Source organism: Selenomonas sp. oral taxon 136, assembly GCF_001554015.1.
Taxonomy (GTDB): Bacteria; Bacillota; Negativicutes; order Selenomonadales; family Selenomonadaceae; genus Centipeda; species Centipeda felix.
This window is the reverse complement of record NZ_CP014239.1, coordinates 213,056-237,666: the sequence shown is the minus strand read 5'-3', so window position 1 is coordinate 237,666 and position 24,611 is coordinate 213,056. Positions and strand designations below refer to the sequence as shown.

The following is a 24,611-nucleotide window of genomic DNA, read 5'->3' as shown; positions in this document are numbered from 1 at the left end:
TATATTCTAAATATTCGCGGTGGAGGCGTGTTTTCCTTTTTATGATTTACATTTTAAAATTTGGGGCGGCGTGGATTTTGCCGCCGGGGATCTTTATTCTCGCGATGATTGGAATCGCCGTCTATTTATGGAAAAAACGAAATCAACATCGTGCAGCGGGGCTGCTTGCCGCCCTTTCACTTGTGCTCTATCTGGCTTCCATCGGTGCTGTATCGGATCGCCTGATGGGGGAGCTCGAGCGGACGTATCCCGTGCCCGAGGCGCCGCAGGGCGATGTCATCATCATGCTCGGCGGCGGAGCAATCGCAGATGTGCAGGATGTGGACGGCATGGGGATGCTCGCGCAGAGCCCGTCCTCGCGCCTTCTCGCGGTGTATCGCCTTCATCTGCGCACACATCTGCCGATCCTGCTCTCGGGCGGGCAGGTGTTCAGTGATACGGGTTCTGAGGCAGAGATTGCGCGGCGCGTCCTGCGCTCACTCAATGTGCCGGATGATATGATCTATGTGGAGACGCGCAGCCTCACGACGGGGCAGAACGCACGCTATACAGCGGAGATCCTGCAGCGTGAGGGCTTTGTGCACCCGATTCTCGTGACCTCGGCGTTCCACCTGCCGCGCGCCGTGCTCAACTTTGAAAAACAGGGCATCACGGTGACCCCGTACCCCACGGACTTCTGGGTGAGCGGTGGTCCGCAGCTATATCTCATCAAGTTTGCGCCAAACGCAGGGGTGCTCTATACGAATACTGTGTACTTTCAAGAGAAACTGCGTACCATTGTGACGAGGTATCTCGAATGACGAAGAATATGACGGCGGGTGACCCCGCACGGCTGATCTTTTTCTTTGCGCTGCCTCTGATTGCAGGAAATATGATGCAGCAGCTCTATTCCTTTGTCGATACGCTCATCGTCGGGCGATTCCTTGGGGTGAATGCACTTGCCGCCGTTGGCTGTACGGGCAGTCTCATGTTCCTCGCGCTCGGCTTCATTATGGGATTCTGCACGGGGATCACCATCTATACGGGACAGCGGTTCGGCGCGGACGATGCGGCGGGCGTGCGCTGCAGTGCGGCGACGTGTATCCTGCTCGGCATATTGACAGCGCTTCTCCTGACCGCATTCGTCCTGCCGCTGACACGGACACTGCTCATTCTTATGGAGACCCCGCCTGAGATTCTAGACGGGGCGGTGGACTTTCTCTCCATTATCTTTGCGGGGCTGATGGTATTTCTTTTGCTCTATTTGCAGAACTGTCTTATCCGTGCCCTTGGGGACAGTACGACACCGACAGTCATTCTGGGCATTACCCTTGCCATCAATGTCGTTTTTGAGCCGATTGCCATTCTGTTGCTGGATTTGGGCATCCGAGGCGCGGCGGGTGCGACGGTCGCTGCACAGGCGATCGGCATGCTTGTTTTTTTCCGCTACATACGGCGGCGCATCCCTGCACTCTGCCCCGCGTGGCAGGATTGGAAGCCCAATGTCTCGCTCCTCGCTGCGCATCTGCGGCTGGGGCTTCCGATGGGGCTGCAGTCCTCCGTGATTGCCCTTGGTGCCATCATCCTCCAAGTTGCCCTCAACAACCTCGGCGCACTGCCCGTGGCGGCATACGCGGCAACACAGAAGATCGACGCCGTCGCCGTCATGCCCATGCTCTCCTTTGGCTATGCCATGGCGGCGTATACGGCACAGAACTACGGCGCACAGCAGTATGTGCGCATCCGTGCGGGTGTGCACGCCTGTCTCAAGATGTCTGCCGCCTTTGCCGTCGCCATCGGTATTCTGCTTATCGTCTTTGGGACGCATCTGCTCGCACTCTTTGTCGGCGCAGATGCACAGGGGGCAGAGGAGGTCATTGCCTATGGGCAGACCTTCCTCACTGTCAACGGTTCGACGTACATTATTCTCGCCGTCCTGCTCGTCTACCGCAACGTCCTGCAGGGGCTCGGGCAGAGCGTTGTCCCGACGATCGCGGGGGCGATGGAGCTTGTCATGCGTGCCGGTGCGGCGATCTTCCTCTGCGCCCATCTCGGCTTTCTCGGCGCGTGTCTCGCCAATCCCCTCGCATGGATCGGTGCTGGTATTCCCGTCGCGATCGCGTACTTCTGGACGGAGAAGACGCTGCGAAGCACATAAGAGTAAAAGAATGGGACAGGTGCAGGAGTTCTTTCTGCATCTGTCCCATTCGTTTGCTCTTAATTTTTATAGTACCTCGCGCAGAATCCATGGGATAAGCGGTGTGCGGCAGGGCGGTGCGATGCGGTCTGCCGCCTCCTTTGCCACGTCGGCTGCGTCCTCGGGGGCGATGCCGATGTCTGCCATACGTAAAAGTTCAACGTCGTTTTCGTAATCACCGCAGGCAATGATGCGGCGTCCCGCATACTGCGGCATCGTCCGCAGCACCTCTGCCATCGCGCCTTTACTCGTACCGGGCGGGACAAATTCGAGGTAGTTCGCCTCCGAGTAGAACGATGTGGAGCATTTGTCGATGCCAAGTTCCTTTGCGAGCCGCTCGACAAATTTGAGATTGATGGGGGCGTCGCAGATGAAGAACTTGAGCCATGCCTCGTCTTCCACGGCACGGAGTTCCGTATGGTTGACGTTGTAGAACTCATTCGTGAGGCGCGGGTCATCATTGGCCTCGGGGCTGATGATGTGGCAGTGTCCCTCCGTGTAGACTTCGACGCAGGCACGCGGAAACTGGTAGAGGATGCGCGCGGCGAACGTGCGCCAGAGGTCGCCGTCCAAGGTGCGTACCTCGAGTACATGATTTTTCGTCAGATCTTTCAGCATTGCACCATTGAAAAAGATGCTCGGGGCGTTGACCATAATGCCGTCCAAATAGGGGCGTGCTGCCTCGGGGGTACGTCCTGTCGCAGCGGCAAAGGCACCCCCTGCTGCTGTAAATGCGTTGAGCGCCGTGCGATTTTCGAGGGCGATTGCTTCATGGCGCGGGATCAGTGTCCCATCGAGGTCGCTGATGAGGAGGATGTCGTCATATCGTTTTTCGCTCATACTGCACCGATGTCTTTTAGATAGTTTTTCATCATCGCACGCCCATCAGGCGTAAGAATGGATTCGGGATGGAACTGGATGCCCTCGATGGGGAAGGTCTTGTGGCGTACGCCCATGATGGTGCCGTTATCCAGCTGACTCGTCACCTCCAGCACATCGGGCAGGCTTTCACGCTCGATAATGAGAGAGTGGTAGCGGGCGACTTGCGTATGTTCAGGAATACCTTGATAGAGCCCTGTGCCGCAGTGGCAGATGGGAGATGCCTTGCCGTGGACGATTTCTCCCGCACGGACGATGCGTCCGCCGAAGACCTCGCCGATGGCCTGATGTCCGAGACAGATGCCGAGAATCGGGATCTCGCCGCCGAGCTGACGAATGACCTCCTCGGAGATGCCCGCGTCCTGCGGAATACCCGGACCAGGCGATATGATGACGCCGCGGTAGTCTTTCGCGCGAATCTCATCGATGGAAATTTTGTCGCTGCGGACGACCTCGACCTGCGCGCCGATGTCGCTGAACAGCTGATAGATGTTATAGGTAAAGGAGTCGTAGTTATCAAGCAAAAGCAGCATTGTTCTCGACCTCCTCTACCACCTCGAAGAGAGCCTTTGCCTTCTGCAGGATCTCGAGGTATTCCTTTTCGGGCACGGAATCCTTGACAATGCCGGCCCCCGCCTGGATGATTGCCGTATCGTCGTGTTCAATGCACATGGTGCGCAGGGTGATGCACATATCCATATTGCCCCGGAAGTCCACGTAGCCGACCGTTCCTGCGTAAAAGCCGCGTTCCTGCGGCTCGAGCTCGTGGATGATCTCCATGGCGCGCAGCTTCGGCGCACCACTGACCGTGCCGGCAGGGAATGTGGCACGCAGGACGTCCATGGGTGCGTAATGCGGGGCGATTTCACCGACGACACTGCTCACCATGTGGGAGACGTGGGAGAACCGTTCGACCGCCATCAGCTTTGGCACGCGCACCGTGCCCGGGACGCTGATGCGGCCGAGGTCGTTGCGTGCGAGGTCGACGAGCATGGCGTGCTCGGCACATTCCTTTTCGTCTGCACGCAGATCAGCAGCGAGACGCGCATCCTCCTCGTCGCTTGCACCGCGTTTTCGCGTTCCTGCGATGGGGTAGGTATAGACAGTGCTGCCCGCCACCTTGATCAGCATCTCAGGGGATGCTCCGACGAGTTTAACTGCGCCGAAGTTGTAGTAGAACATATAGGGGGAAGGGTTGACCTGCCGCAGCCGTCGATAGAAGAGGAACGGCGGGCGCGTGATCTTGGCACGGAAGCGGAAGGAGGGCACTGCCTGAAAGATGTCGCCGGCATAGATATGCTCCTTGACCGCTTTGACCGTCTCCAGAAACTCCGTCGGTGCCGTCCCATAGCGTGACATAAAGTCAATGGGCGCTGACCGTTTGCTCGGCGGTGCTGTGGGCAGGGTACAGGGGGCGGCAAGACGGCTGCGCATGGCAGAGAGGCGGTCGGCAATCACGTCATACAGATCGCCCGCATCATCCCCCTCCTTGATGTCGGCAAGGTAATGCAGACGTGCACTGTTGCGCAGAGCATCGTAGACGACGAGATAGCGGCACATCATGAATTGTCCGAGCAGATGCTCACCGCCGAGATGAACGCCGCGTACGCGGTCAAATGTCGCAGCCATTTCGTATGAAAAGTAGCCTGCCAGTCCGCCGTGGACGAGCGGCAGCTGTTCCTTGTCCTCCGCAGGGGTAAAGTGCGCCGCGTATTTCTTCATCGTATCATGCGGTGCACCCGAGATGCTCTTCATCAGGCCGTTTTCGTTGATGAGCAGCTTGTCAGCAAAGACCTGCACGCGCACGAATGGCTCGCCGCCGATGAAGGAGTAGCGCCCGAACTGCTGCTGTGTCGTATCGACGGACTCCATGATGTAGCCTTTTTTTTCGCCGACCAGCTTATAGTAGATGGAGACGGGCGTGTCGAGATCCATCGTCAGCTCCGTGGAGACGGTGACGAGATTTGCTGTTTTTGCCGCTCTGATAAAATCCTCTTTTGTATGGCTCAGCTTCATTGATTGATCTCCGTGACGACCTCGCGCTCCTTACGTCCGAGAATCCAGCCGAGCACCTTCAGCTCTGCGTAGAGCATCTGCTGCTGCTCGCGGTTGTTCTCGCGGCTGTGTTTTAGCTGCTTGTACTGCTTGCGGCCGAGATTATAGCGTGCGAGGATCTCCGCCTCACTGCGCATTTTGTGGCGTCCGCCTGCATGCATCCGCACCAGTTCCTCCACATCAGCATCGGTGTAGGTGGGGGGCGCGGGGGGCTTTGCCATCTGACGGACGAGGTCAGTGATCTCGTGATCGTTCATGCTCATGGCACTCTTCCTTTCTTCTTGGGGAAATACGGGCGTTCTTGGCGGTTACACGTTGGCTTCGCGCGCTTTCAGGTACCGGATCATGGCGTCGGCGGTATGTTTCGCCTCCTTGACGACCTGCACGACATTCCATGGGCCGAACACAACGTCGCCCGCCGAGAATACACCGTCGCGGCCGGTCATGCCGTCCTCATCGACAATGACCAGTCCTTTTTCGTTGAGCTTGATGCCGGTCGTCGAACGTACAATTTTATCCTTCGCTGCCTGACTTGCCGCAATCACTGTGCTGTCGGCAGGGATGAGATATGGCTCCCCCTCGCTGATAAGCTTCTGGTTCTCATCAAAGACGCGGTCGTACATCATGGGACCCTCGGGGGTGACGGAGTGAATGCCCTTTGCATACTGGATCTCACAGCCGTCCATGAGTGCGTATTCCAGCTCGCGTTCACTCGCGGAGATGCCGTTGCGCCGTGCGTAGATCGTGACATAGCGGCTCCCCTTGCGGATTGCTGTACGCGCAACATCCATCGCGGAGTTGCCCGAGCCGATGACAGCGACGCGGTCGCCAAGATGGTATACGTCGGGGTTTTGGAGATAGTTGACGGCAAAGTGGCAGTTGCCGAGCGTCTCGCCATGAATGCCGAGACTCTTGGCGCGCCATGCGCCTGTGCCCATAAAGATTGCCTCATAGCCGTCGCGGAAGAGGTCATCCACGCTGATTGCACCGCCGATGGTTGTATTCGGGCGGATGTGGATGCCGAGCGTCAGGAGCTTCTCGGCATAGCGGTCAATCGTCGAGGGCGGCAGGCGAAAATCCGGAATGCCGTAGCGCAGCATGCCGCCGATTTTCTGCATCCGCTCGAAGATGGTGACACCGTATCCCTCCTGTGCCAGCTTGACCGCGACAACAATGCCTGCAGGTCCTGCCCCGATGACAGCGACATTGTGTCCGTTGTAGGACTTGCGTGCGAGGACAAGCTTATCGAGATAGGTATCCGAAATGTAGTGCTCGATGCTCGAGATCTGAATGGGCGCGCCGCGCCGTCCCTGAATGCAGTGCCCTTCACACTGGGCATCATGATCGCAGACCAGGGAGCAGAACACACTCATGGGGTTGTTGTCGTAGAGCATCGCACCCGCCTCGTTGATCTTCCCGTCGAGGAAGAGGCGGATCATCTCAGGAACATTCGTCTGCACGGGGCAGCCCTGTAGGCGGCACAGCGGCTTTTTGCACTGAAGGCAGCGCCGCGACTCGTTAATGACGTGAACAGCCATATAGCTAATCCTTTCGTTTCGTCGTATCGCTTCTTAAAAGGGAAAATACACGAGCACATTATAACACAACTCGCTCACTCTGTCATAGTAAGCCGAAAAGAAACCATTTTTTCCGTAATAGGAGCACTTTGCCTCTGAAAAATGTTTGCAAAGGATTAAAGCTCGTGGTAATATTTCTATAGCGGGGTTATGAATGGGGGGGGGTCATTATGCAATTCAAATCAATTCGAACAAAGTTTTTAGTATCTATCTTGCCTGTGATGCTCATCGGATTTTTTGTGTTCTTCGGCATCAGCTACAAGATGGCGAGCGATATGCTCGTGGCGGATGCGGATACGATCGGCAAGGGCGTCGGCAAGCAGGCAGCGCTTGAGGTGCAGCGTCTCTTTGATACGAATGAAGCGTACCTTAAGATCGCGGCAAAGAGCGATGCTATGGTTCATGGTGACCGGGAAGCAAAGATTCGAGCACTGCAGGATGTAAAGCAGCATACAGAAGTGTTTTCGAATCTCGCCTATACCGATGTCAACGGGATCGGCTTCGATTCCGACGGCAATGATTTGGACCGTTCCAGCCGTGCCTATCTTCCTCAAGTGGTGCAGTCGGGCAAGACGATTGTCTCTGAGCCGGTGATTTCAGATGTTACCGGTAAGGTTGTCAGCGTGATTGCTGTTCCTGTCATAGAAAACGGAGTCGTTACCGGTGTAGTTGGCGGCTCAATTGGGCTCTCACATTTTGATGAAACCCTGTCGAAGATGGCGACGTACCACACAGGGCAGCTCGTTGTCATGGATGAGACGGGGCTTGTCATCATTCATCCGAACGAGCCGGCGCAGGTCGGCAAGCTCGATTTCAGCAAGGAAGTATCGAGTGTTAAGATCTCGACGAGCCTTGTGGATGCCTTCAAATCTGTGATCGACAAGGATGAACCCGCGCTCGCGCACTATGAGCGCGAGTCAGGCGAGGAGATGACGGGCACGCTTGTGCCGATTCACCTCGACGGACGGCGCTGGGTCATTATGTCGGAGGCGTCCGACAGTGAGATCCTTGCAGATGCCCATACGCTGCTGATGGTGCTCGCGGGACTGACGGTCGTTATCCTCCTCGCCATCTCGGTGATTATTTTCTTCATTTCGAACAGTTTCGCAGCAAACGTTCAGAAGGCGGTACACGTCTGCGAGGTTATCAACAGCGGGGATCTGCGCGAAACGCCAAAGACAATTACCTCACAGGATGAGTTGGGGCAGCTCTCGGACGGCTTGGTCAAGATGCGCCATACACTCAATACGCTGATTCAGCGGATTCAGTCCAATGCGGCGGAACTTTCGACATCAGCAGAGGGCCTTACCGATGCTTCTCAGCAGTCTGCAGAGGCATCCAATCATGTTGCCATGTCGATCACCGAGATCGCAGAAGGCGTAGAGCGTCAGTCGGAGGCTTCCTCCTCTGTCGCAAATGCCACGGCGTCCATTTCAAGCCATGCGGAAAAGATGTCGAAACAGGTCGGAACAGTCGCGGAGGTGACGAACAATACGGTAGAACGCGTCCGCGAGGGACGTCGCTCCATCGACGAGGTCGTCAAGTATATGGAGCAGATCAAGACCGGCTCGGAGACCGTGGATGCCGCAATCTCTGCGCTTGGCAAGAGTTCGGAGGAAATCAGCCACAGCGTCGAGGTCATCGGCAGCATTGCCGAGCAGACGAATCTGCTTGCTTTAAACGCTGCGATTGAGGCGGCTCGTGCAGGTGAGCACGGGCGCGGATTTGCCGTTGTTGCCGAAGAGGTCAGAAAGCTCGCCGAAGAGTCCGGTGAATTCTCGAAGAAGATCTCTGAGACGATGCAGTCCGTGCAGGCAGATATGGAACGTGCCATCGATGCAGGAAAGCACGGAGATGAGTACGTCGGGCATGGTCTGGACTCAGTCCGTACGGCGGATGAGGTGTTCCAGTCGATTGCAGAGTCAATTCAGCAGCTCGGCGACGGCGTGAAGGATATCACTGCAGGCATCCGAAAGATGGAGGATGAGACGCAGACGGTACGTGCACAGATCGAGGAGATCCAGAAGGTCAGCACAGCGAATGCGGACGGCGCACAGAACGTATCGGCGGCGACGGAGGAACAGTCTGCCTCGATGCAGGAGATTGCGGCATCGACGCGCCGCCTCTCGGGGCTTGCAGACGAGCTTGCGGATGAGACGAAGAAGTTCAAGCTCTGAGAAGTACGGATAGAGTGAAGCGGTCCGTACTTCCTTAAAACGTAAAGCTTCAATGAGGGTCGCTGCTCTTGCAGTGACCCTTTTCCTGTTGTATGATAGAAACATCGATGAAGGAGGCGTTTTCATGGGAAAAGCGATGATTATCGGTGCGGGCGGCGTGGCGAGCGTTGCCGTGCATAAATGCTGTCAGAATCCCGAGGTGTTTGAGGAGATCCTCATCGCCTCGCGTACGAAGTCAAAATGTGATGCGCTGAAGGCGAAACTGGACGGCGGCAAAACGAAGATTCGCACCGCTGCCGCAGATGCAGACGATGTACCTGCTCTGACGGCACTCATCAAGGATTTTCAGCCCGACGTCGTGCTGAACCTGGCACTCCCGTATCAGGATCTGCACATCATGGATGCGTGTCTTGCGGCGGGGGTTCACTATGTGGATACGGCGAACTACGAGCCAGAGGATACGGCGAAGTTTGAGTACAGCTGGCAGTGGGCGTATGCTGACCGCTTCCGTGCGGCAGGGCTGACGGCTCTCCTCGGCTCGGGGTTTGACCCCGGTGTGACGGGTGTCTTCAGCGCCTATGCGATGAAGCATGAATTCGACGAGATCAACTACATCGACATCCTCGACTGCAACGGAGGCGACCATGGCTATCCCTTTGCAACGAATTTCAACCCGGAGATCAACATTCGAGAGGTGTCGGCAAACGGCAGCTATTGGGAGGACGGCGCGTGGGTCGAAACGAAGCCGATGGAGATCAAGCGTGTCTATGACTTCGCCGAGGTCGGCAAAAAGGATATGTACCTCCTTCACCACGAGGAGCTGGAGTCTCTCGCGAAGAACATCAAGGGGATCAAGCGCATCCGCTTCTTTATGACGTTCGGCGAGAGTTATCTGACGCATTTGCGCTGCCTCGAGAATGTCGGCATGACCTCGATCGAGCCGATTGACTTTGAGGGAAAGAAGATCATCCCGCTCCAGTTCCTGAAGGCAGTGCTGCCAGATCCCGCGAGCCTTGGGCCGCGGACGAAGGGCAAGACGAACATCGGCTGCATCTTCCGTGGGAAGAAGGACGGTGCAGAGAAGAACTACTATCTTTACAATGTCTGCGACCATGAGAAATGTTACGCCGAGGTCGGCTCGCAGGCGGTCGCCTATACCACGGGCGTACCTGCGATGATCGGTGCAATGATGGTCATGACAGGAAAGTGGCGCAAACCCGGCGTCTTTAATGTCGAGGAGTTCGACCCGGATCCGTTCATGGATGCGCTGAATCGGTGGGGGCTGCCGTGGCAGGAGAGCCATGACCCCGTGCTGGTGGACTGATGGCGGCGAATGCATGGCGTGCGGAGTGGAATGAGGTTCCCACGCCGTCCTATCTCGTCTATGAGGAGCTCTTGGAGAAGAACCTCAAAGTCCTTGCCGAGGTCGCAGAGGATACGGGAGCAACGATTCTCCTCGCACAAAAGTGCTTCTCCATGTATCACTACTATCCGCTGATTGGGCGCTATCTGGCAGGGACGACAGCGAGCGGCATCTATGAAGCGCGTCTCTCGCAGGAGGAGATGGGCAAAGAAAACCACGTTTTTAAGCCCGCCTATGAGGATGAGGAGATCGAGCAGCTCGCGTCGATCTGCGATCATATCATCTTTAACTCATTTTCCCAGTGGGAACGGTTCGGCACAGCGGCACGTCTGCACGGTGTATCCTGCGGGATGCGCATCAACCCCGAGTGCTCGACGCAGGATCATGCCATCTACGATCCGTGTGCACCGGGGTCACGCCTCGGCGTAAAGACTGCGGACTTTCGCGAGGATCTCCTCGCGGGGCTCGACGGCCTGCACTTTCATACACTCTGTGAGCAGGGGGCGGATGCGCTTGAAGAGACGCTTGATGCCGTAGAGGAAAAGTTCGGGAAGTACCTCCATGGGATGAAGTGGCTGAACTTCGGCGGAGGTCACCATATCACGCGTGTGGGCTATGATATTTCCCTGATCAAGAAGCTGATCCGCCGCGTACAGGAAAAATATCATGTGGCGGTTTATCTCGAACCGGGCGAGGCGGTTGCGCTGAATGCGGGATTTCTCGTCTCTGAGGTACTCGACGTACAGGCGGGCGGGAACGTGATCCTGAATACTTCCGCCGCCTGCCACATGCCGGATGTCATCGAGATGCCCTACCGCCCGCCTGTCGTCGGCGCGGGCGAAGCGGGGGAGAAGGCGCATACGTACACGCTGGCAGGTCCAACCTGTCTGGCGGGCGACACGATAGGGACCTACTCGTTTGACACACCGCTGCGCATCGGCGACCGTGTCGTATTCGGCGATATGGCGATCTATACGATGGTGAAGAACAATACGTTCAACGGGATGCCGCTGCCGCATATCATTGCCGTCTCTCCGCAGGGAGAATGGGAGACGGTACGTACATTCGGCTATGATGATTTTAAGATGAGACTTTGACCAAAGGGGAGAACTGCTGTGAGGGCAGATTCTCTCCTTTTGAATAGATATTGCCTATGACAAACTAACTTGTGTTTATTTCTGCGCCGCCTTATAATATTCCCATAGAAGGGAGCAGATCGTATGAAAGAGAACGCGGAACTGAGCCGCAGAAACTTTCTCAAAGGGAGCGCACTTGCATTGGGAGGACTCGTCGCTGCGCCGACACTGCTGACGGGCTGCGCCGCGAATCCCGACGATCACCTCATCCCACCCAAGGCACCGGAAGGAGCACCGCCGCCGCCCGCATGGCTTGGAACAGCACCGGAGATCCCAGCGGAGAAAATCAGCGATACGTACAGTGCGGACATTGTCATCGTCGGCGCAGGACTTGCAGGCCTGACGGCGGCGCGCGCAGCATCGGAGCACGGGGCGTCTGTTCTTGTCATGGAGCGGGCGAGTACATGGCAGTGCCGCAGCGGACAGTTCGGCACGATCGGCAACCGTTATCAGCGGGAGCTGGGCATCAGCTTTGACAAGAACGCCGCCATCCTCGAAAATATGAAGCAGATGGGCTACCGTGCTGATCAGCGCATGTGGAACTACTGGGCGGAGCACAGCGGCGAGGACTTTGACTGGATGCTCGACCTCGCGCCTGCCGTCCACGTGATGAAAGAGACGGATACAGAGCTCGACCGCACGAAGATCAACCTGCAGATGATGCACTATCCGCTCCCGTCGGGGTACAATCGCAGCGAGGAGAATAGCCCAACCTATCCGACCGTCATGACGCTCCTGCCGAGTCAGGAGCCGCTGCTGACGCTGGTCTATGAGAAATGCCTCGCGCAGGGCTGCAAGTTCATCTATGCAACGCGTGCCAAGAAGCTCGTCCGTGAAGAGGATGGCGGACGCGTGATGGCGGTGATCGGCGAGGACATTCATGGGAAGATCGTCCAGTGTACGGCACGCAAAGCCGTGATTCTGGCGACAGGGGACTACGGCAACAACAAGGAAATGATGGCGTATTTTGTTCCATGGGCAGTCGATTATCTGAACGTATTCCCGAATCGCGACGCATGGGATACGCCGACGAATACGGGCGATGGGCATCGGATGGCGGCATGGGTCGGCGGCAAGATCGAGGACGGTCCTCACGCGCCGATGATCCATACGCTCGGCGGTCCGCTCGGTGTCGATGCCTATCTCCTGCTCAACGACGACGGACAGCGGTTCGTCAACGAGGACATTGGCGGCCAGCAGCTCTCCTGCGCCATTTATCGTCAGCGCGGCAGCTACGCATGGCAGATCTTTGATGACAACTGGCCGGAGCAGCTGGGCGCGATGGGCGTTTCCCACGGGAGCGTAAACCACTGCGTCTCTGCCGCCGAGAACCCGAAACTCCCGCCGGACTGCCAGTGGTCGCTCGGACGGACGTCCTATACCTCGCGCGAAGATCTGGATAAGACGCCGGGACTCATCAAGGCGGGCAGCATCGAGGAACTCGCGGCGGCACTCGCGCCGGACCGCCCTGCCGTACAGCGTACGATACTGGCGGAGATCGCACGCTATAACGAGCTTGCCAATGCGCATCAGGATCGGTATTTCGGTAAGGCAGCGAAGCGCCTCTTTCCCCTTGAGAAGCCGCCGTTCTATGCGGGCAAGATGCTTGGCGGCGCACTCCTCGTCAACATGGGCGGGCTGACGGTGAACCCTGAGGACGGCAACGTACTGGATGCAGAGTACCACGGCATCCCCGGACTCTATGCCGTCGGCAATACGCAGGGCGGCCGCTTTGTGGGAGACTACCCCGTTGTGACGGCAGGCGTCAGTCATGCCTTTGCACTCGTCTATGGGCGGCTGGTCGGCAATGTTACGGCACAGCTCTGAGAAAGGCGGGACAATGAAGATGTTTCAGAAATTCAAAGAGCCGCGTACTCTATTGGTGCTCGTGATCGTACTCGCAGCGTGCGGCTTCGGCGGACTCGCCATCCTCTCACAGGTCAGTGCGAACCCTGCCTTCTGCGTAAGCTGTCACAATATGCAGCCCGAGTACGACAGTTATGCGCAGGGGAATCTGCTCGCGAAGCAGCATGCAGATGCAGGCGTAACCTGTCACGACTGTCATGAGCCGACGCTGCTCCAGCAGATGAATGAGGGCTGGCTCTTCGTAACGGGGAACTATGAGGACCCCATGCCGAAGTACGGCTATACGAATGAGCAGTGTCTCTCCTGCCACACCTTTGAGGGGATCAAACAGGCGACGGCACGCTATGGCAAGGAAAACCCGCATGATCCCGTCCATCTGGCGGACAATGAGAATCCGCAGAACTGCGCGGACTGCCATTCAATGCATCATCCGCAGTCGGCAAAGAAATGTACGGCCTGTCATCCTGTGAGCTGGAAACTGGATTCCAGTTGGGAGAAATAGGGGAGAAGGCAAAGTACCTTGAGAATATCCATGTAAACAAAAATAATTATTAAAAAGTATAAATTTCTATTGACATGGAAAATCTTCCGTGCTATGATGTGACCATCAAAAGAACAACGATGGTCGTGCAAATGATAGACGGCCATTTCCATCAACAAAGGAGGATATTCATGTCACTCATTAACAAGGAAATCAGCGATTTTAAAGCAGATGCTTTCCAGAAGAAGGCAGGCGCACAGGGCGAGTTCACGCAGTACACAAAGGCGGATCTCAAGGGTAAGTGGAGCGTGTTCTTCTTCTATCCTGCAGACTTCACGTTTGTCTGCCCGACGGAGCTTGCGGATCTGCAGGACGAGTATGCAGCGTTCCAGAAGCTTGGCTGCGAGATCTTCGGTGTCTCCTGCGACTCCCACTTCGTCCACAAGGCATGGCATGAGAGCTCCGAGCTCGTCGGCAAGATCACCTATCCGATGCTCGCTGACCCGACGGCAAAGCTTGCACGCGACTTCGACGTCTACATCGAGGATGACGGGCGCGCTGAGCGCGGCACGTTTGTCGTGAACCCCGAGGGCAAGATCGTCTCCTATGAGGTAAGTGCGGGCAACGTCGGACGCAACGCGAAGGAGCTCCTGCGCAAGGTGCAGGCACTGCAGTTCGTCGCAGAGCATGGCGATGAGGTCTGCCCCGCACGTTGGAAGCCGGGTGAAAAGACACTGAAGCCCAGCTTTGATCTTGTTGGCAAACTCTAAGCGTATGGAGTGGGGCACTTCGCGAGAGCGCTCGTGAGGTGCTTTTTCCTATGAGGCGGAAAAGAGGCGGTTTTGTGGATACAATATATGATGCCGTGATTGTCGGCGGCGGTCCCGCAGGACTGTCTGCCGCGATCTATCTGGCGCGCGCGAAGTGCAAGGTGCTTGTCATCGAAAAGGAGAAGATCGGCGGGCAGATCACCATCACTGCCGACGTGGTCAACTATCCCGGGACAGGACGTGTGAGCGGCACCGAGCTTGCAGCGCAGATGGAACATCAGGCGCGCGGCTTCGGGGCGGAGTTCGTCAGTGCCGAGGTCACGGGACTGAAGCTGGATCAGGACATCAAGGAAATAGAGACGACCGCCGGTGCCGTACAGGCGCTGAGCGTGATTCTCGCGACGGGCGCGAATCCGCGCCGGATTGGCTTTTCCGGTGAGGAGGAGTTCCGTGGGCGCGGCGTCGCCTACTGTGCGACCTGCGACGCAGAGTTCTTCACGGGGATGGATATCTTCGTTATCGGCGGCGGTCTTTCCGCCGTCGAGGAGAGCATCTTTCTGTCCCGTTACGGGCGTTCGGTCACGATTCTTGTACGCGGCGATAAATTCCGAGCACCGCAGACGACAGTGGATGCGCTCGCGGATTACGAGAACATCAGCGTGCGTTTCAATACCGTGGTGGAGCGTGTCGGCGGCGATGCAATGATCTCCTATGCAGATTTTCGCAACAATGCGACAGGTGAAGTCGAGCATCACATGGCGGAAGAGGGCGAGACCTTTGGCGTCTTTGTCTTTGCCGGCTACGTACCGAATACGGAGCTGTTTCGTGGACGGATCGATCTCAATGAGCAAAACTACATCATCACGAACGAGGACAAGGAGACGAATATCAAGGGCGTCTTTGCCGCCGGCGATGTCTGCATCAAGTCTCTGCGTCAGGTGGTGACGGCGGTCTCTGACGGTGCTGTCAGTGCCGTCTCGGCGGAGCGTCACGCGGCAGCGGTCCATGACCGCCTGAAACTGCCCTCGTTTCCGCGCTCCGGTGTGGATCCGAAGCGTTTTGAGCAGCGCAAGGCCTCCATCGAGAAGAAGTCGGCTGTCGGTGATGAGGAGGAAGGTTTCATCTCCGAGGAGCTGCGCGAGCAGCTGCTGCCTGTCTTTGATAAATTTGCCTCCACGGTTCGCTTGGTCGGTCGTTTTGATAGCGGCGCACTTTCGGCCGAGCTGCGCGGCTTTATGGATGAGTTCGCGAAGCTGTCGCCCAAGGTGAGCTGCACGGAGATCCCGATAGGCTCCGGTGAAGAGCCGGGGATCGCCATCCTGTACGCGGACGGTACGCCGAGCGGGATCGTTTACCACGCCGTTCCGGGCGGCCATGAGTTCAACTCATTTATCCTCGCGCTCTACAATGTCGCAGGGCCGGGACAGGAACTTCGCGCTGATACGCGCGAGAAGATTGCACAGATCGCAGCACCCGCCGATGTCAAGGTGCTCATGTCCCTCTCCTGCACGATGTGCCCCGATGTGGTCACTGCTGTGCAGCGCATTGCGGCGGAGCGTGCGGATGTGCGTGCCGATATTTATGACATTCGCTATTTCCCTGACCTGAAGAAAAAGTATAATGTCATGAGTGTTCCCTGCGTTATCGTGGGAGAGAAGCTTTTCTTCGGCAGGAAGAATATCGATGAGATTGCCGATATTTTGGTCAGTCGTGCCTAAGGAATCAGTGATTTCCTAATATGCTGCGCCTCTGAGCAGGGCGCAGAGCGGCACTTTTGATAGATGTAATATATGTGTATTGTGTATTTGTGGAAGGAGAAACATGATGGAACTGAAGGGGTCACAGACGGAAAAGAACCTCTGGGCAGCATTTGCGGGTGAGTCGCAGGCACATACGAAGTACCTCTACTACGCTTCGCAGGCGCAGAAGGATGGCTATCAGCAGATCTCGGACATCTTTAACGAGACGGCGCGCAACGAGAAGGCGCATGCTAAGATCTGGTTCAAGCTCGTGCATGGTGTCGGCGACACAAAGGAAAATCTTGCCGATGCCGCTGCCGGCGAGCATGGCGAGTGGACGAGCATGTACCCCGAGTTTGCCCGTGTGGCGCGCGAAGAGGGCTTCGATAAGATTGCCCGTCTCTTCGACGCAGTTGGCAAGATTGAGAAGGAGCATGACGAGCGCTATAAGATCCTCCTCTCGAATGTGGAGGAGGGCAAGGTGTTCCGCCGCGATGAGAAGATCATCTGGCAGTGCCTGAACTGCGGCTATGTCTGCGAGAGCCCGCAGGCACCGGCAAAGTGCCCGGTCTGCGAGCATCCGCAGTCGTTCTTCCAGCAGCTTGTTCGTAACTACTAAGGAAGCGCTGCTTTGGCAGCGGAATACTAAAAAGCCTCGCCGTTTGGCGGGGCTTTTTGCTGTCATTAGGAAATAGCAATAAAACGATATGCTAAATCAGCCAGATGTTTCGTTATTCATAGTATTTCAGCAGACTCTGTGTTCCCTCCGTACCGCCGCCGCTCTCCTCCAGGGAGCGCGCCTCACGGAGGACCTGCTCGAGTACGGGGAGGTCGATGCCGTATTCCCGGCTCGTCTCAGCACCGATGTTCATATCCTTAACGAAATGCTTGATCATGAACCCGGGAGCAAAGTCTCCATCCAGTGCTTTGCGGATCATGTTGCTCATCTGAAAGCTCGCGGCCGCACCGCCTGAGATGGAGGAAAACACCTTCTCAGGATCAAGTCCTGCAGCACGCGCATAGGCAAATGCCTCACAGGCGCCTGCGAGCGTCCCCGCAATGGCAATCTGATTCGCTGCCTTCGTCTTTTGTCCCGCACCCGCAGCACCCTCATAGACGATATTTTTGCCCATCGCGGCAAAGATGGGCCGCATGGCGCGGAATGCGGCCTCGTTGCCGCCGACCAGAATGTTCAGCGTGGCGTTTCGCGCCCCCATATCTCCTCCCGTGACAGGAGCATCAAGGGCGTGGATGCCGCGTTTCTTCGCCTCCTCATAGATGCGGACGGCGAGCGAGGGAGAGGAAGTCGTCATATCGGCAGTGTATGTGCCTGCGGAAAGGTTTGCGAGAATGCCGTCCGTGCCAAGATAGATCTCCTCCACATCCTTTGGATAGCCGACGATGGTGATGACGGCATCCTGCCCCGCCGCGCACTTGCCCGGACTTTCGCAGTAACGTGCGCCGCGCGCAAGAAGCGGTGCCGCCTTGCTTTTCGTGCGGTTGTAGACGCTGAGCTCATAGCCTGCATCGATGAGATGTCCTGCCATCGCTGCGCCCATGATGCCGAGGCCGATGAATCCAATTTTTTTCATATCATTTCCTCCATTCTCCTTCATATACCTTCAGTGTAGCAGGATAAAGCAAAAAATCAAGGGAATCACGGATCATTGCAGGATTTTTTCAATGGATTCCGAATCTTATACATAAAGAATAGGAACGTTCAGATTTGAATTACAGTAGGAAGGACGGATGACGGATGCGATTGGAATTTTTAGGGGCAGCACATGTCGTTACGGGCTCGTGCTTTCTGATCCATACGGGTGACCATAAGTATCTGGTGGACTGCGGCATGTATCAGGGCACGCGGCGGCTGCGCGAGATGAACTATGAGCCATTCCCGTTCAACCCTGCTGAGATCGATGCGGTCTTTCTGACCCACGCGCACATCGATCACTGCGGGCGGATTCCGCGCCTCGTTCGTGAGGGCTTTGTGGGCAGAGTCTACGCCACGCGTGCTACCTGTGACCTCGTGCACATCATGCTGCCGGACTCGGCACATATCCAGGAGAGCGATGCGGAGATGCTGAACCGCAAGAACGCACGACGCAGCGAGGCGCCGATTACGCCGCTCTATACACAGGCAGATGTCTTTGCTGCATTGGAGCACTTTACGCCTGTACCCTATCAGGGGACGGTGGATCTGGGGCCTGTTTCTGTGACATTCCGTGATGCGGGGCATATTCTCGGCTCGGCGATCCTTGAGATCGTGGTGCGCGAGGGGATGCAGGAGTCCAAACTGGTTTTTTCGGGCGATCTTGGACAGCCGCATCAGCCAATCCTGCGCGACCCGGAGCCAATTGTGGGGGCGGACTTCCTCATTGTCGAGTCCACCTATGGCGATCGTATTCATCGCGACTATGACAAGGAGACGGCTCTGCTCGAGGTCATCCGCGATACGATGGACCGCGGCGGCAATGTTATCATTCCTTCCTTTGCCGTTGGGCGGACACAGACGCTCCTTTATTATTTCTACAATCTGTGGAAGGAGGGGCGTCTCGATGACGACATCCCGATCATCATCGACAGTCCTCTTGCGATTCAGGCGACGCGCGTCTTTCTCAAAAACTATGAGGAGTTTGACGAGGAGACGATTGCGTTCTTTGGGCATGAAGGCATGATTCCGGCGTTTCCGCAGGTACGTATCGCTGAGACGGCGGCAGAGTCGCGAGCACTCAACTCGGCAGAGGGCTCGGCGATCATCCTCTCCGCCTCGGGGATGGCGGACGCGGGGCGCGTGCTCCATCACCTGAAGCATAACCTCTGGCGGCCGGAGTCGACGGTGCTCTTCGTCGGTTACCAGGCGGAGGGGAGTCTTGGGCGGCGGCTGGTGGACGGCATCAAGCGCGTGCGCGTCCTCGGCGAGGAAATCGCCGTCAAGGCAAAGATCGAGGTACTCGACGGGTTCTCCGCCCATGCGGATGCAGCGCAGACCGTGGAGTGGATGCGTGCAGTCACCGCACCGCGTCCTGCAAAGGTATTTCTGGTACACGGCGAAGGGCAGGCACAGGAGGCTCTGAAGGAGCGCATCCAGGAGGAACTCGGGCTCGAAGTCTACGCGCCGTTCCTCGGCGATCTTGTAACGCTTCAGGGGCGGAGTGCCGTTCTGATCCCGTCGAACAGTCCCGCCGTCTCCATCGAAGCGGAGATGGAGGATGCGCTGCGCGACTTCGACGCCGAGTATCGTCTTCTGCGCAAGTCGCTCATCCGTGCCGTCGTACGACAGCCGAAACTGATGGAGCCGCTCATCCGCGCCCTCCTGAAGGCGCGCACCTACTTCAAGAAACTCATCGCTCCGTACAACATCTGACGGGACAGCGCGGCAGAATGCCGTGAGCTGTGATGTCTGTGCTTGCATCTCTTTATGAAATACGTTAAAATAGGGAAGCCTTGAGAAGGGCTTTCCTAATTTAATACAGAATGAAGGAAAGAGGGACATGTCCCTCGTTTTCCTATGGAAAATGATGGGTGGTGTAATAGTGGAATTACCATTTCGCGTCGGTGTAGATGTCGGCTCGACGACCATCAAGCTGGTCGTTATGGGGGAACAGCACGAAATTCTCTATAAGAATTACGCGCGGCATTTCTCAGAGATCGGCAAGGCGCTGCAGGAGAACCTGAGCCAGCTGCGCGATGTCGTCGGTGAGTCGAAGTTCTCGTTTGCTCTGACGGGGTCGGCAGGCATGGGGATCGCGCAGCGCATCGGCCTGCCCTTTGTGCAGGAGGTTGTTGCGTGCGCCTCGGCAGTGCGGCGGCTCATTCCTGCGACTTCGACAGCCGTCGAGCTCGGCGGTGAGGACGCCAAGATCACGTACTTCGGCGATGCGCCGGAACAGCGTATGAACGGTGTCTGTGCAGGGGGGACGGGCTCCTTTATCGATCACATGGCATCCCTGCTCTCAACGGATCCAATCGGTCTGAATGCACTTGCCGAAAAGGGAAAGCGCATCTATGCAATCGCCTCGCGCTGCGGCGTCTTTGCCAAGACGGATGTTCAGGCACTCATGAACGACGGTGCGGAGAAGGCGGACATTGCGCTTTCGATCTTTCAGGCGGTGGTCAATCAGACCATCGGCAACCTCGCACAGGGGCGTCCCATTGAGGGCAAGGTCGCCTTTCTTGGCGGACCGCTTCACTTTCTCCCGGAACTGAAACGACGCTTTATCGAGACGTTGAAGCTTGACGAGGAACACGTCGTCAATGTGGATTATGGCAATTATTTCGTCGCGGTTGGCGCGGCGCTCTCCGATGATGCCAAGGCAACCGATATGCGGGAGATGGAGGCGTGCATTGCGCGTGCGGAGGCAGCTGCGGCAGCGGAAACGCGCACGGCGGACTTTGTGCTCTTTAAGGATGCAGCGGATTATGCCGCGTTCAAGGAGCGGCATGATCGGGATCGCGTGCGGCGCGGCGAGCTTTCATCCTATCGCGGTCCGGTCTGGATCGGCATCGATGCAGGATCGACGACGACGAAGCTCGTCGCCATCGGAAAAGACAAAGAGCTGCTTCACACCTATTACGGCAGCAATCAGGGTTCGCCGCTGCGCTCGGTCATCGAGGCACTGCGGGACTTCTATGATGTGATGCCCATGGGCTGTCACATCGCAGGCGCTGTGACGACAGGCTACGGCGAGGCGATTGTCAAGGCGGCACTTCATGCGGACGGCGGTGAGGTGGAGACCTTCGCCCACCTGCGCGCTGCACAGGAGTTCTGCCCCGAGGTGAGCTTTGTGCTCGATATCGGCGGACAGGACATGAAGTGCTTCTTCGTCCAGAACGGCAGTGTTGGCAATATCACGCTCAATGAGGCGTGTTCGGCAGGCTGCGGATCCTTCATCCAGAACTTTGCCGAGGGGCTGCACATGACGCCGGCGGAGTTCGCCGCCAAGGCGATCGACGCAAAGGCACCCGTTGACCTCGGCACGCGCTGTACCGTCTTTATGAATTCCAAGGTCAAGCAGGCGCAGAAGGAGGGGGCGGAGGTCGCCGACATTTCGGCGGGCATTGCTCTTTCTGTCGTAAAGAATGCTCTCTTTAAGGTCATGCAGCTGAAGGATGTTCATGCCCTCGGCGACCACATTGTCGTGCAGGGCGGGACGTTCTACAACGATGCCGTCCTGCGCTCCATCGAGAACCTGCTCGGCAAGCACGTTATCCGTCCTGACATTGCAGGGCTGATGGGCGCATACGGCGCGGCGATCCTTGCGATGGAGGCGGGGACGGAGCACTCCTCTCTGCTGGGCGCGGAGGAGCTGGGCGCGTTTTCCTCCAAGACGAGCACCTACCGCTGCGGAAAATGCGGCAACAAGTGCCTCATCACGATGCAGCAGTTCCCCAATGGGGAGCGTTACTTTACGGGCAACCGCTGCGAGCGCGGCATCGGCGGTGAGAAGGCAGCGGATGAGACGCCGAATATCTATAAGTTCAAGTATCGCCGTCTCTTCAAGCACTATAAGTCGCCGGATGAGCCGCGCCGCGGCCGCATCGGCATCCCGCGCACGCTCAATATGTACGAGGACTATCCGTTCTGGTTTACCTTCTTTGATCGGCTTGGTTACGGCGTCGTTCTTTCAGGAAAGTCCTCTCCTCAGCTGTTCTATAAGGGTATGGCGACCGTTCCGTCGGATTCCCTCTGCTACCCGGCAAAGCTTGCCCACGGGCATATTGCCGACCTCATCGAAAAGGGCGTCGATACGATCTTCTATCCGTGCGAACCGCACAACATGGAGGACAAGACCGACTCGTCGGCGAACAACTATAACTGTCCGATTGTCGCATCCTATGCGGAGAACATCCGCATCAACATGGATGTCCTGCGTGAGAAGAACATCCGCTTCCTGCAGCCGTTCCTGCCCATCAATGACCGCAAGCGCATGATCGAGCGGTTGGTGGAGGAGTTTGGAACAGCCGAGGGCATTGGCAGGGCGGAGATTACCGCGGCAGTTGATGCCGGCTATGCCGAGATTGAGCAGTATCGTCAGGATGTCCGTGACTATGGGCAGAAGATCCTCGACCGTATTGAAAAGACGGGCGAGCACGCCATCCTGCTAGCGGGTCGTCCCTATCATATTGATCCCGAGATCAATCACGGCATCCCCGAGATGATCCAGTCCTATAAGCTGCCGATTCTCTCCGAGGATGCAGTATACCACATGCCGGTCAGCAAACGGCGTCTGCAGGTCGTCAATCAGTGGAGTTATCATGCACGTCTTTATCATGCGGCACAGTTCGTTGCGGAGCATCCGAATGTTACGATGATCCAGCTGAGTTCCTTCGGCTGCGGTCTCGATGCACTCACGACGACAGAGGTACGCGAGATCCTCGAGTCGCATGAGCGCATTTACACGATGATCAAGCTCGATGAGGTGTCAAACCTCGGCGCAGCGCGCATTCGTCTGCGCTCGCTGATCGCGGCTCTCGCGCGGCGGGAGATGCCCGTCTACCATGACGTGCCTGTCATCGAGCGCCCGCGCTTTACCGAGGACTGCCGGAAGACGCATACGATTCTCGCCCCACAGATGGCACCGATTCACTTTGATCTGTTCCGTACGACGATGAGAAAGCACGGCTATAACGTCGTCATTCCGCCGATGCCGGACAAAGCAGCCATTGACCTTGGTCTGCGCTATGTGCACAATGATATGTGCTACCCTGCCATCGTCGTCATCGGACAGCTCCTCGCCGCACTGAAGGCGGGACTGTGCGATCCCGATCACACGAGCATTGCGCTCTTTCAGACCTGCGGTGCCTGCCGTGCGACCAACTACCTCGGTGTCCTGCGCAAGGCGCTGCGTGATGCGGGTTTCCCGAACGTTGCGGTCTTTGCCGTGCGCGGTCTTCCCGAGGAGACGGATTCCTTTGCCTTTAGCCGCGAGATGATGGTCGACGCCATCAAAGCGGCGATCTACGGCGATCTCCTGATGAACGTGCGCAACCGCATGATGCCGTACGAAATGGTCAAGGGGAGTACGCAGGCGGCGTATGAGAAATGGATGGCGCGCGCAAAGGAGGAGCTGCTGCACGGCAGCATCTTCAAGTTCCGCCGCATGGTGAAGGACATTGTGCGTGACTTTGACCATATCCCTATCGACGAGACCTTGTGGAAACCAAAGGTCGGCATCGTCGGCGAAATCCTCGTCAAGTACCACCCCGTCGCGAACAACGACATCGAAAAGGTACTGATGGGGGAGGGGGCAGAGGTCGTGATGCCCGACTTCATTGACTTCTTTCTGTACTCCGCCTACGACCCGATCGCACAGCACAAGCTGCTTGCGGGCTCGTACAAGGATCGTCTCTATGGACGTATGTTTATCAAGGTGATCGAGTTCTTCCGCGCACCGATGCGCAAGGCACTGAAGGAAAGCCGTCACTTCCGTCCGCCGCAGTCCATCGACCATACGGCGGAGCTTGCGGCGCGCCACGTCAGCCTCGGCAACATGGCAGGGGAGGGGTGGTTCCTCACAGGTGAGATGGTAAAGCTCATCGAGGAGGGCGTCCCCAACGTCGTCTGCCTGCAGCCGTTCGGCTGTCTGCCGAACCATATTACGGGCAAGGGCGTTATGCACGACCTGCGTAAGGCGTATCACGGCGCGAACATCACGGCGATCGACTGCGATGCGGGCTCGAGTGAGGTCAACCAGCTCAATCGCCTGAAACTGATGCTTGCCGTGGCAAAGGAGCGTCGCCCGCAGGAAGCGGAGCATCCTGAGGCGCAAATGGATCGGGCGGTCAATTTGCCTAAATAGTACCGAGTTTATCAAAGAGATGTTGTACGATGTGCAGCATCTCTTTTTTTACAAAAACTCGTTCTGCGAACAAATTTTTCGCAAAGATGCGTTCGAAAATACTTGACCGAACACCTTTTCTGTGTTATCTTATATACGAACAAAAGTTTTGAGAATGTATATGCGATATGAGTGTTCGGAGGTACGGATATGAGACGCAGAAAAACACGCAGAACAGTGAATAAGAAGCGCGTCGGACTTCTCTTCGGCGTAATCGCGCTCATCTGGATGGGAGTTTCTGCCCTGCATCTGACGAATCCCTATCTGCGCTCGGCAGACTTTGTTGAGGTGTCCGTCGCACATGGGGAGAGCGTCTGGTCGATTGCACAGACCTACTCGGCAAAAGAATCCACGGCAAAGGATCTTGAGGAAGCAATCATTGAGGTGAACGATCTGCCGCCCGACGGCACAATCCATGCGGGGAGACATCTTCGCATCCCCGTGATTGCCCCATCAGAGCAGCTGCAGGCAATGGCAGAACACAAATCCCTTGACACAGAGAATTGACCGCCTTATAATGACCTTACCGATTAGGGTGGAAACTTATGGGA

At 56.9% G+C, this 24,611-nt stretch carries 19 protein-coding genes; 13 read left to right on the top strand and 6 right to left on the bottom strand.

Features of this window, described 5'->3' with window-relative positions; all coding sequences use genetic code 11:
• Nucleotides 1-41: 41 nt before the first annotated feature.
• Both AXE86_RS01050 and AXE86_RS01045 read left to right on the top strand, forming a co-directional pair.
• Entirely contained in the window at nt 42-800 is a 759-nt protein-coding gene (locus tag AXE86_RS01050; protein WP_061943742.1) for a YdcF family protein, read from the top strand.
• Nucleotides 797-2,137, top strand: a complete 1,341-nt coding sequence (locus tag AXE86_RS01045; RefSeq protein WP_061943739.1) for an MATE family efflux transporter — start codon at nt 797-799, stop codon at nt 2,135-2,137. Before AXE86_RS01050 ends, AXE86_RS01045 begins: the two co-directional genes overlap by 4 nt.
• 66 nt (nt 2,138-2,203) lie before the next feature.
• Here the strand turns inward: AXE86_RS01045 and AXE86_RS01040 are convergent, their stop codons facing one another.
• The 5 genes from AXE86_RS01040 to AXE86_RS01020 are packed head-to-tail and all read right to left on the bottom strand — an operon-like array spanning nt 2,204 to nt 6,648.
• Entirely contained in the window at nt 2,204-3,016 is an 813-nt protein-coding gene (locus AXE86_RS01040; protein ID WP_061943736.1) for an HAD-IIB family hydrolase, read from the bottom strand.
• Entirely contained in the window at nt 3,013-3,588 is a 576-nt protein-coding gene (locus AXE86_RS01035; RefSeq protein WP_061943734.1) for an anthranilate synthase component II, read from the bottom strand. The genes AXE86_RS01040 and AXE86_RS01035 overlap by 4 nt, the downstream gene beginning before the upstream one ends.
• Nucleotides 3,572-5,071, bottom strand: a complete 1,500-nt coding sequence (locus tag AXE86_RS01030; protein ID WP_061943731.1) for an anthranilate synthase component I family protein — start codon at nt 5,069-5,071, stop codon at nt 3,572-3,574. Before AXE86_RS01030 ends, AXE86_RS01035 begins: the two co-directional genes overlap by 17 nt.
• Nucleotides 5,068-5,373, bottom strand: a complete 306-nt coding sequence (locus AXE86_RS01025) for a hypothetical protein (protein ID WP_061943728.1) — start codon at nt 5,371-5,373, stop codon at nt 5,068-5,070. Before AXE86_RS01025 ends, AXE86_RS01030 begins: the two co-directional genes overlap by 4 nt.
• 45 nt (nt 5,374-5,418) lie before the next feature.
• On the bottom strand, nt 5,419-6,648 hold the full coding sequence (locus tag AXE86_RS01020) for an FAD-dependent oxidoreductase (protein ID WP_061943725.1): 1,230 nt from the start codon (nt 6,646-6,648) through the stop codon (nt 5,419-5,421).
• Nucleotides 6,649-6,857: 209 nt separating this feature from the next.
• Here AXE86_RS01020 and AXE86_RS01015 point away from each other — a divergent pair, with 209 nt between their 5' ends.
• The 8 genes from AXE86_RS01015 to rbr all read left to right on the top strand — a co-directional run bounded on the left by AXE86_RS01015 (nt 6,858) and on the right by rbr (nt 16,838).
• A complete protein-coding gene (locus AXE86_RS01015) occupies nt 6,858-8,864 on the top strand; it encodes a methyl-accepting chemotaxis protein (RefSeq protein WP_061943722.1) in 2,007 nt (668 codons plus the stop codon).
• A 124-nt stretch (nt 8,865-8,988) separates the two neighbouring features.
• The gene (locus AXE86_RS01010) at nt 8,989-10,188 is read left to right on the top strand and encodes a saccharopine dehydrogenase family protein (protein WP_061943719.1); all 1,200 of its coding nucleotides are present in this window, start codon (nt 8,989-8,991) and stop codon (nt 10,186-10,188) included.
• Nucleotides 10,188-11,324, top strand: a complete 1,137-nt coding sequence (gene nspC / locus AXE86_RS01005) for a carboxynorspermidine decarboxylase (RefSeq protein WP_061943716.1) — start codon at nt 10,188-10,190, stop codon at nt 11,322-11,324. Before AXE86_RS01010 ends, nspC begins: the two co-directional genes overlap by 1 nt.
• 123 nt (nt 11,325-11,447) lie before the next feature.
• A complete protein-coding gene (locus AXE86_RS01000) occupies nt 11,448-13,190 on the top strand; it encodes an FAD-dependent oxidoreductase (RefSeq protein WP_061943714.1) in 1,743 nt (580 codons plus the stop codon).
• Nucleotides 13,191-13,203: 13 nt separating this feature from the next.
• Nucleotides 13,204-13,731, top strand: coding sequence for a NapC/NirT family cytochrome c (locus AXE86_RS00995; RefSeq protein WP_061943711.1), 528 nt, complete (start codon nt 13,204-13,206; stop codon nt 13,729-13,731).
• A 170-nt stretch (nt 13,732-13,901) separates the two neighbouring features.
• Nucleotides 13,902-14,480: an alkyl hydroperoxide reductase subunit C gene (gene ahpC / locus AXE86_RS00990; protein ID WP_039980918.1), complete on the top strand. Its 579-nt coding sequence runs from the start codon at nt 13,902-13,904 to the stop codon at nt 14,478-14,480.
• A gap of 74 nt (nt 14,481-14,554) precedes the next feature.
• Nucleotides 14,555-16,198 (top strand): FAD-dependent oxidoreductase, encoded by a 1,644-nt coding sequence (locus tag AXE86_RS00985; RefSeq protein WP_061943709.1) that lies wholly within the window; start codon nt 14,555-14,557, stop codon nt 16,196-16,198.
• Nucleotides 16,199-16,304: 106 nt separating this feature from the next.
• Nucleotides 16,305-16,838 (top strand): rubrerythrin, encoded by a 534-nt coding sequence (gene rbr, locus AXE86_RS00980; protein ID WP_039980914.1) that lies wholly within the window; start codon nt 16,305-16,307, stop codon nt 16,836-16,838.
• A 112-nt stretch (nt 16,839-16,950) separates the two neighbouring features.
• Here the strand turns inward: rbr and AXE86_RS00975 are convergent, their stop codons facing one another.
• Nucleotides 16,951-17,811 carry an NAD(P)-dependent oxidoreductase gene (locus tag AXE86_RS00975; RefSeq protein WP_061943706.1) on the bottom strand — a complete coding sequence of 287 codons (861 nt, stop codon included), beginning with the start codon at nt 17,809-17,811 and terminating at the stop codon, nt 16,951-16,953.
• A 164-nt stretch (nt 17,812-17,975) separates the two neighbouring features.
• Between AXE86_RS00975 and AXE86_RS00970 the strand changes: the two genes are divergently transcribed.
• The 3 genes from AXE86_RS00970 (at nt 17,976) to AXE86_RS00960 (ending at nt 24,567) form a co-directional block, all read left to right on the top strand.
• Nucleotides 17,976-19,586: an MBL fold metallo-hydrolase RNA specificity domain-containing protein gene (locus tag AXE86_RS00970; protein WP_061943704.1), complete on the top strand. Its 1,611-nt coding sequence runs from the start codon at nt 17,976-17,978 to the stop codon at nt 19,584-19,586.
• A gap of 127 nt (nt 19,587-19,713) precedes the next feature.
• Nucleotides 19,714-24,021, top strand: a complete 4,308-nt coding sequence (locus AXE86_RS00965) for a 2-hydroxyacyl-CoA dehydratase (RefSeq protein ID WP_061943701.1) — start codon at nt 19,714-19,716, stop codon at nt 24,019-24,021.
• Between the two features lie 189 nt (nt 24,022-24,210).
• Nucleotides 24,211-24,567, top strand: coding sequence for a LysM peptidoglycan-binding domain-containing protein (locus AXE86_RS00960; RefSeq protein WP_050749692.1), 357 nt, complete (start codon nt 24,211-24,213; stop codon nt 24,565-24,567).
• Nucleotides 24,568-24,611: the final 44 nt, after the last annotated feature.

Excerpts from the sequence above, each read along its gene's own strand:
- AXE86_RS01050 (WP_061943742.1), top strand. The coding sequence starts at position 42 with ATGATTTACATTTTAAAATTTGGGGCGGCGTGGATTTTGCCGCCGGGG.
- AXE86_RS01045 (WP_061943739.1), top strand. The coding sequence starts at position 797 with ATGACGAAGAATATGACGGCGGGTGACCCCGCACGGCTGATCTTTTTC.
- AXE86_RS01040 (WP_061943736.1), bottom strand. The coding sequence starts at position 3,016 with ATGAGCGAAAAACGATATGACGACATCCTCCTCATCAGCGACCTCGAT.
- AXE86_RS01035 (WP_061943734.1), bottom strand. The coding sequence starts at position 3,588 with ATGCTGCTTTTGCTTGATAACTACGACTCCTTTACCTATAACATCTAT.
- AXE86_RS01030 (WP_061943731.1), bottom strand. The coding sequence starts at position 5,071 with ATGAAGCTGAGCCATACAAAAGAGGATTTTATCAGAGCGGCAAAAACA.
- AXE86_RS01025 (WP_061943728.1), bottom strand. The coding sequence starts at position 5,373 with ATGAGCATGAACGATCACGAGATCACTGACCTCGTCCGTCAGATGGCA.
- AXE86_RS01020 (WP_061943725.1), bottom strand. The coding sequence starts at position 6,648 with ATGGCTGTTCACGTCATTAACGAGTCGCGGCGCTGCCTTCAGTGCAAA.
- AXE86_RS01015 (WP_061943722.1), top strand. The coding sequence starts at position 6,858 with ATGCAATTCAAATCAATTCGAACAAAGTTTTTAGTATCTATCTTGCCT.
- AXE86_RS01010 (WP_061943719.1), top strand. The coding sequence starts at position 8,989 with ATGGGAAAAGCGATGATTATCGGTGCGGGCGGCGTGGCGAGCGTTGCC.
- nspC (WP_061943716.1), top strand. The coding sequence starts at position 10,188 with ATGGCGGCGAATGCATGGCGTGCGGAGTGGAATGAGGTTCCCACGCCG.
- AXE86_RS01000 (WP_061943714.1), top strand. The coding sequence starts at position 11,448 with ATGAAAGAGAACGCGGAACTGAGCCGCAGAAACTTTCTCAAAGGGAGC.
- AXE86_RS00995 (WP_061943711.1), top strand. The coding sequence starts at position 13,204 with ATGAAGATGTTTCAGAAATTCAAAGAGCCGCGTACTCTATTGGTGCTC.
- ahpC (WP_039980918.1), top strand. The coding sequence starts at position 13,902 with ATGTCACTCATTAACAAGGAAATCAGCGATTTTAAAGCAGATGCTTTC.
- rbr (WP_039980914.1), top strand. The coding sequence starts at position 16,305 with ATGGAACTGAAGGGGTCACAGACGGAAAAGAACCTCTGGGCAGCATTT.
- AXE86_RS00975 (WP_061943706.1), bottom strand. The coding sequence starts at position 17,811 with ATGAAAAAAATTGGATTCATCGGCCTCGGCATCATGGGCGCAGCGATG.
- AXE86_RS00970 (WP_061943704.1), top strand. The coding sequence starts at position 17,976 with ATGCGATTGGAATTTTTAGGGGCAGCACATGTCGTTACGGGCTCGTGC.
- AXE86_RS00965 (WP_061943701.1), top strand. The coding sequence starts at position 19,714 with ATGTCCCTCGTTTTCCTATGGAAAATGATGGGTGGTGTAATAGTGGAA.
- AXE86_RS00960 (WP_050749692.1), top strand. The coding sequence starts at position 24,211 with ATGAGACGCAGAAAAACACGCAGAACAGTGAATAAGAAGCGCGTCGGA.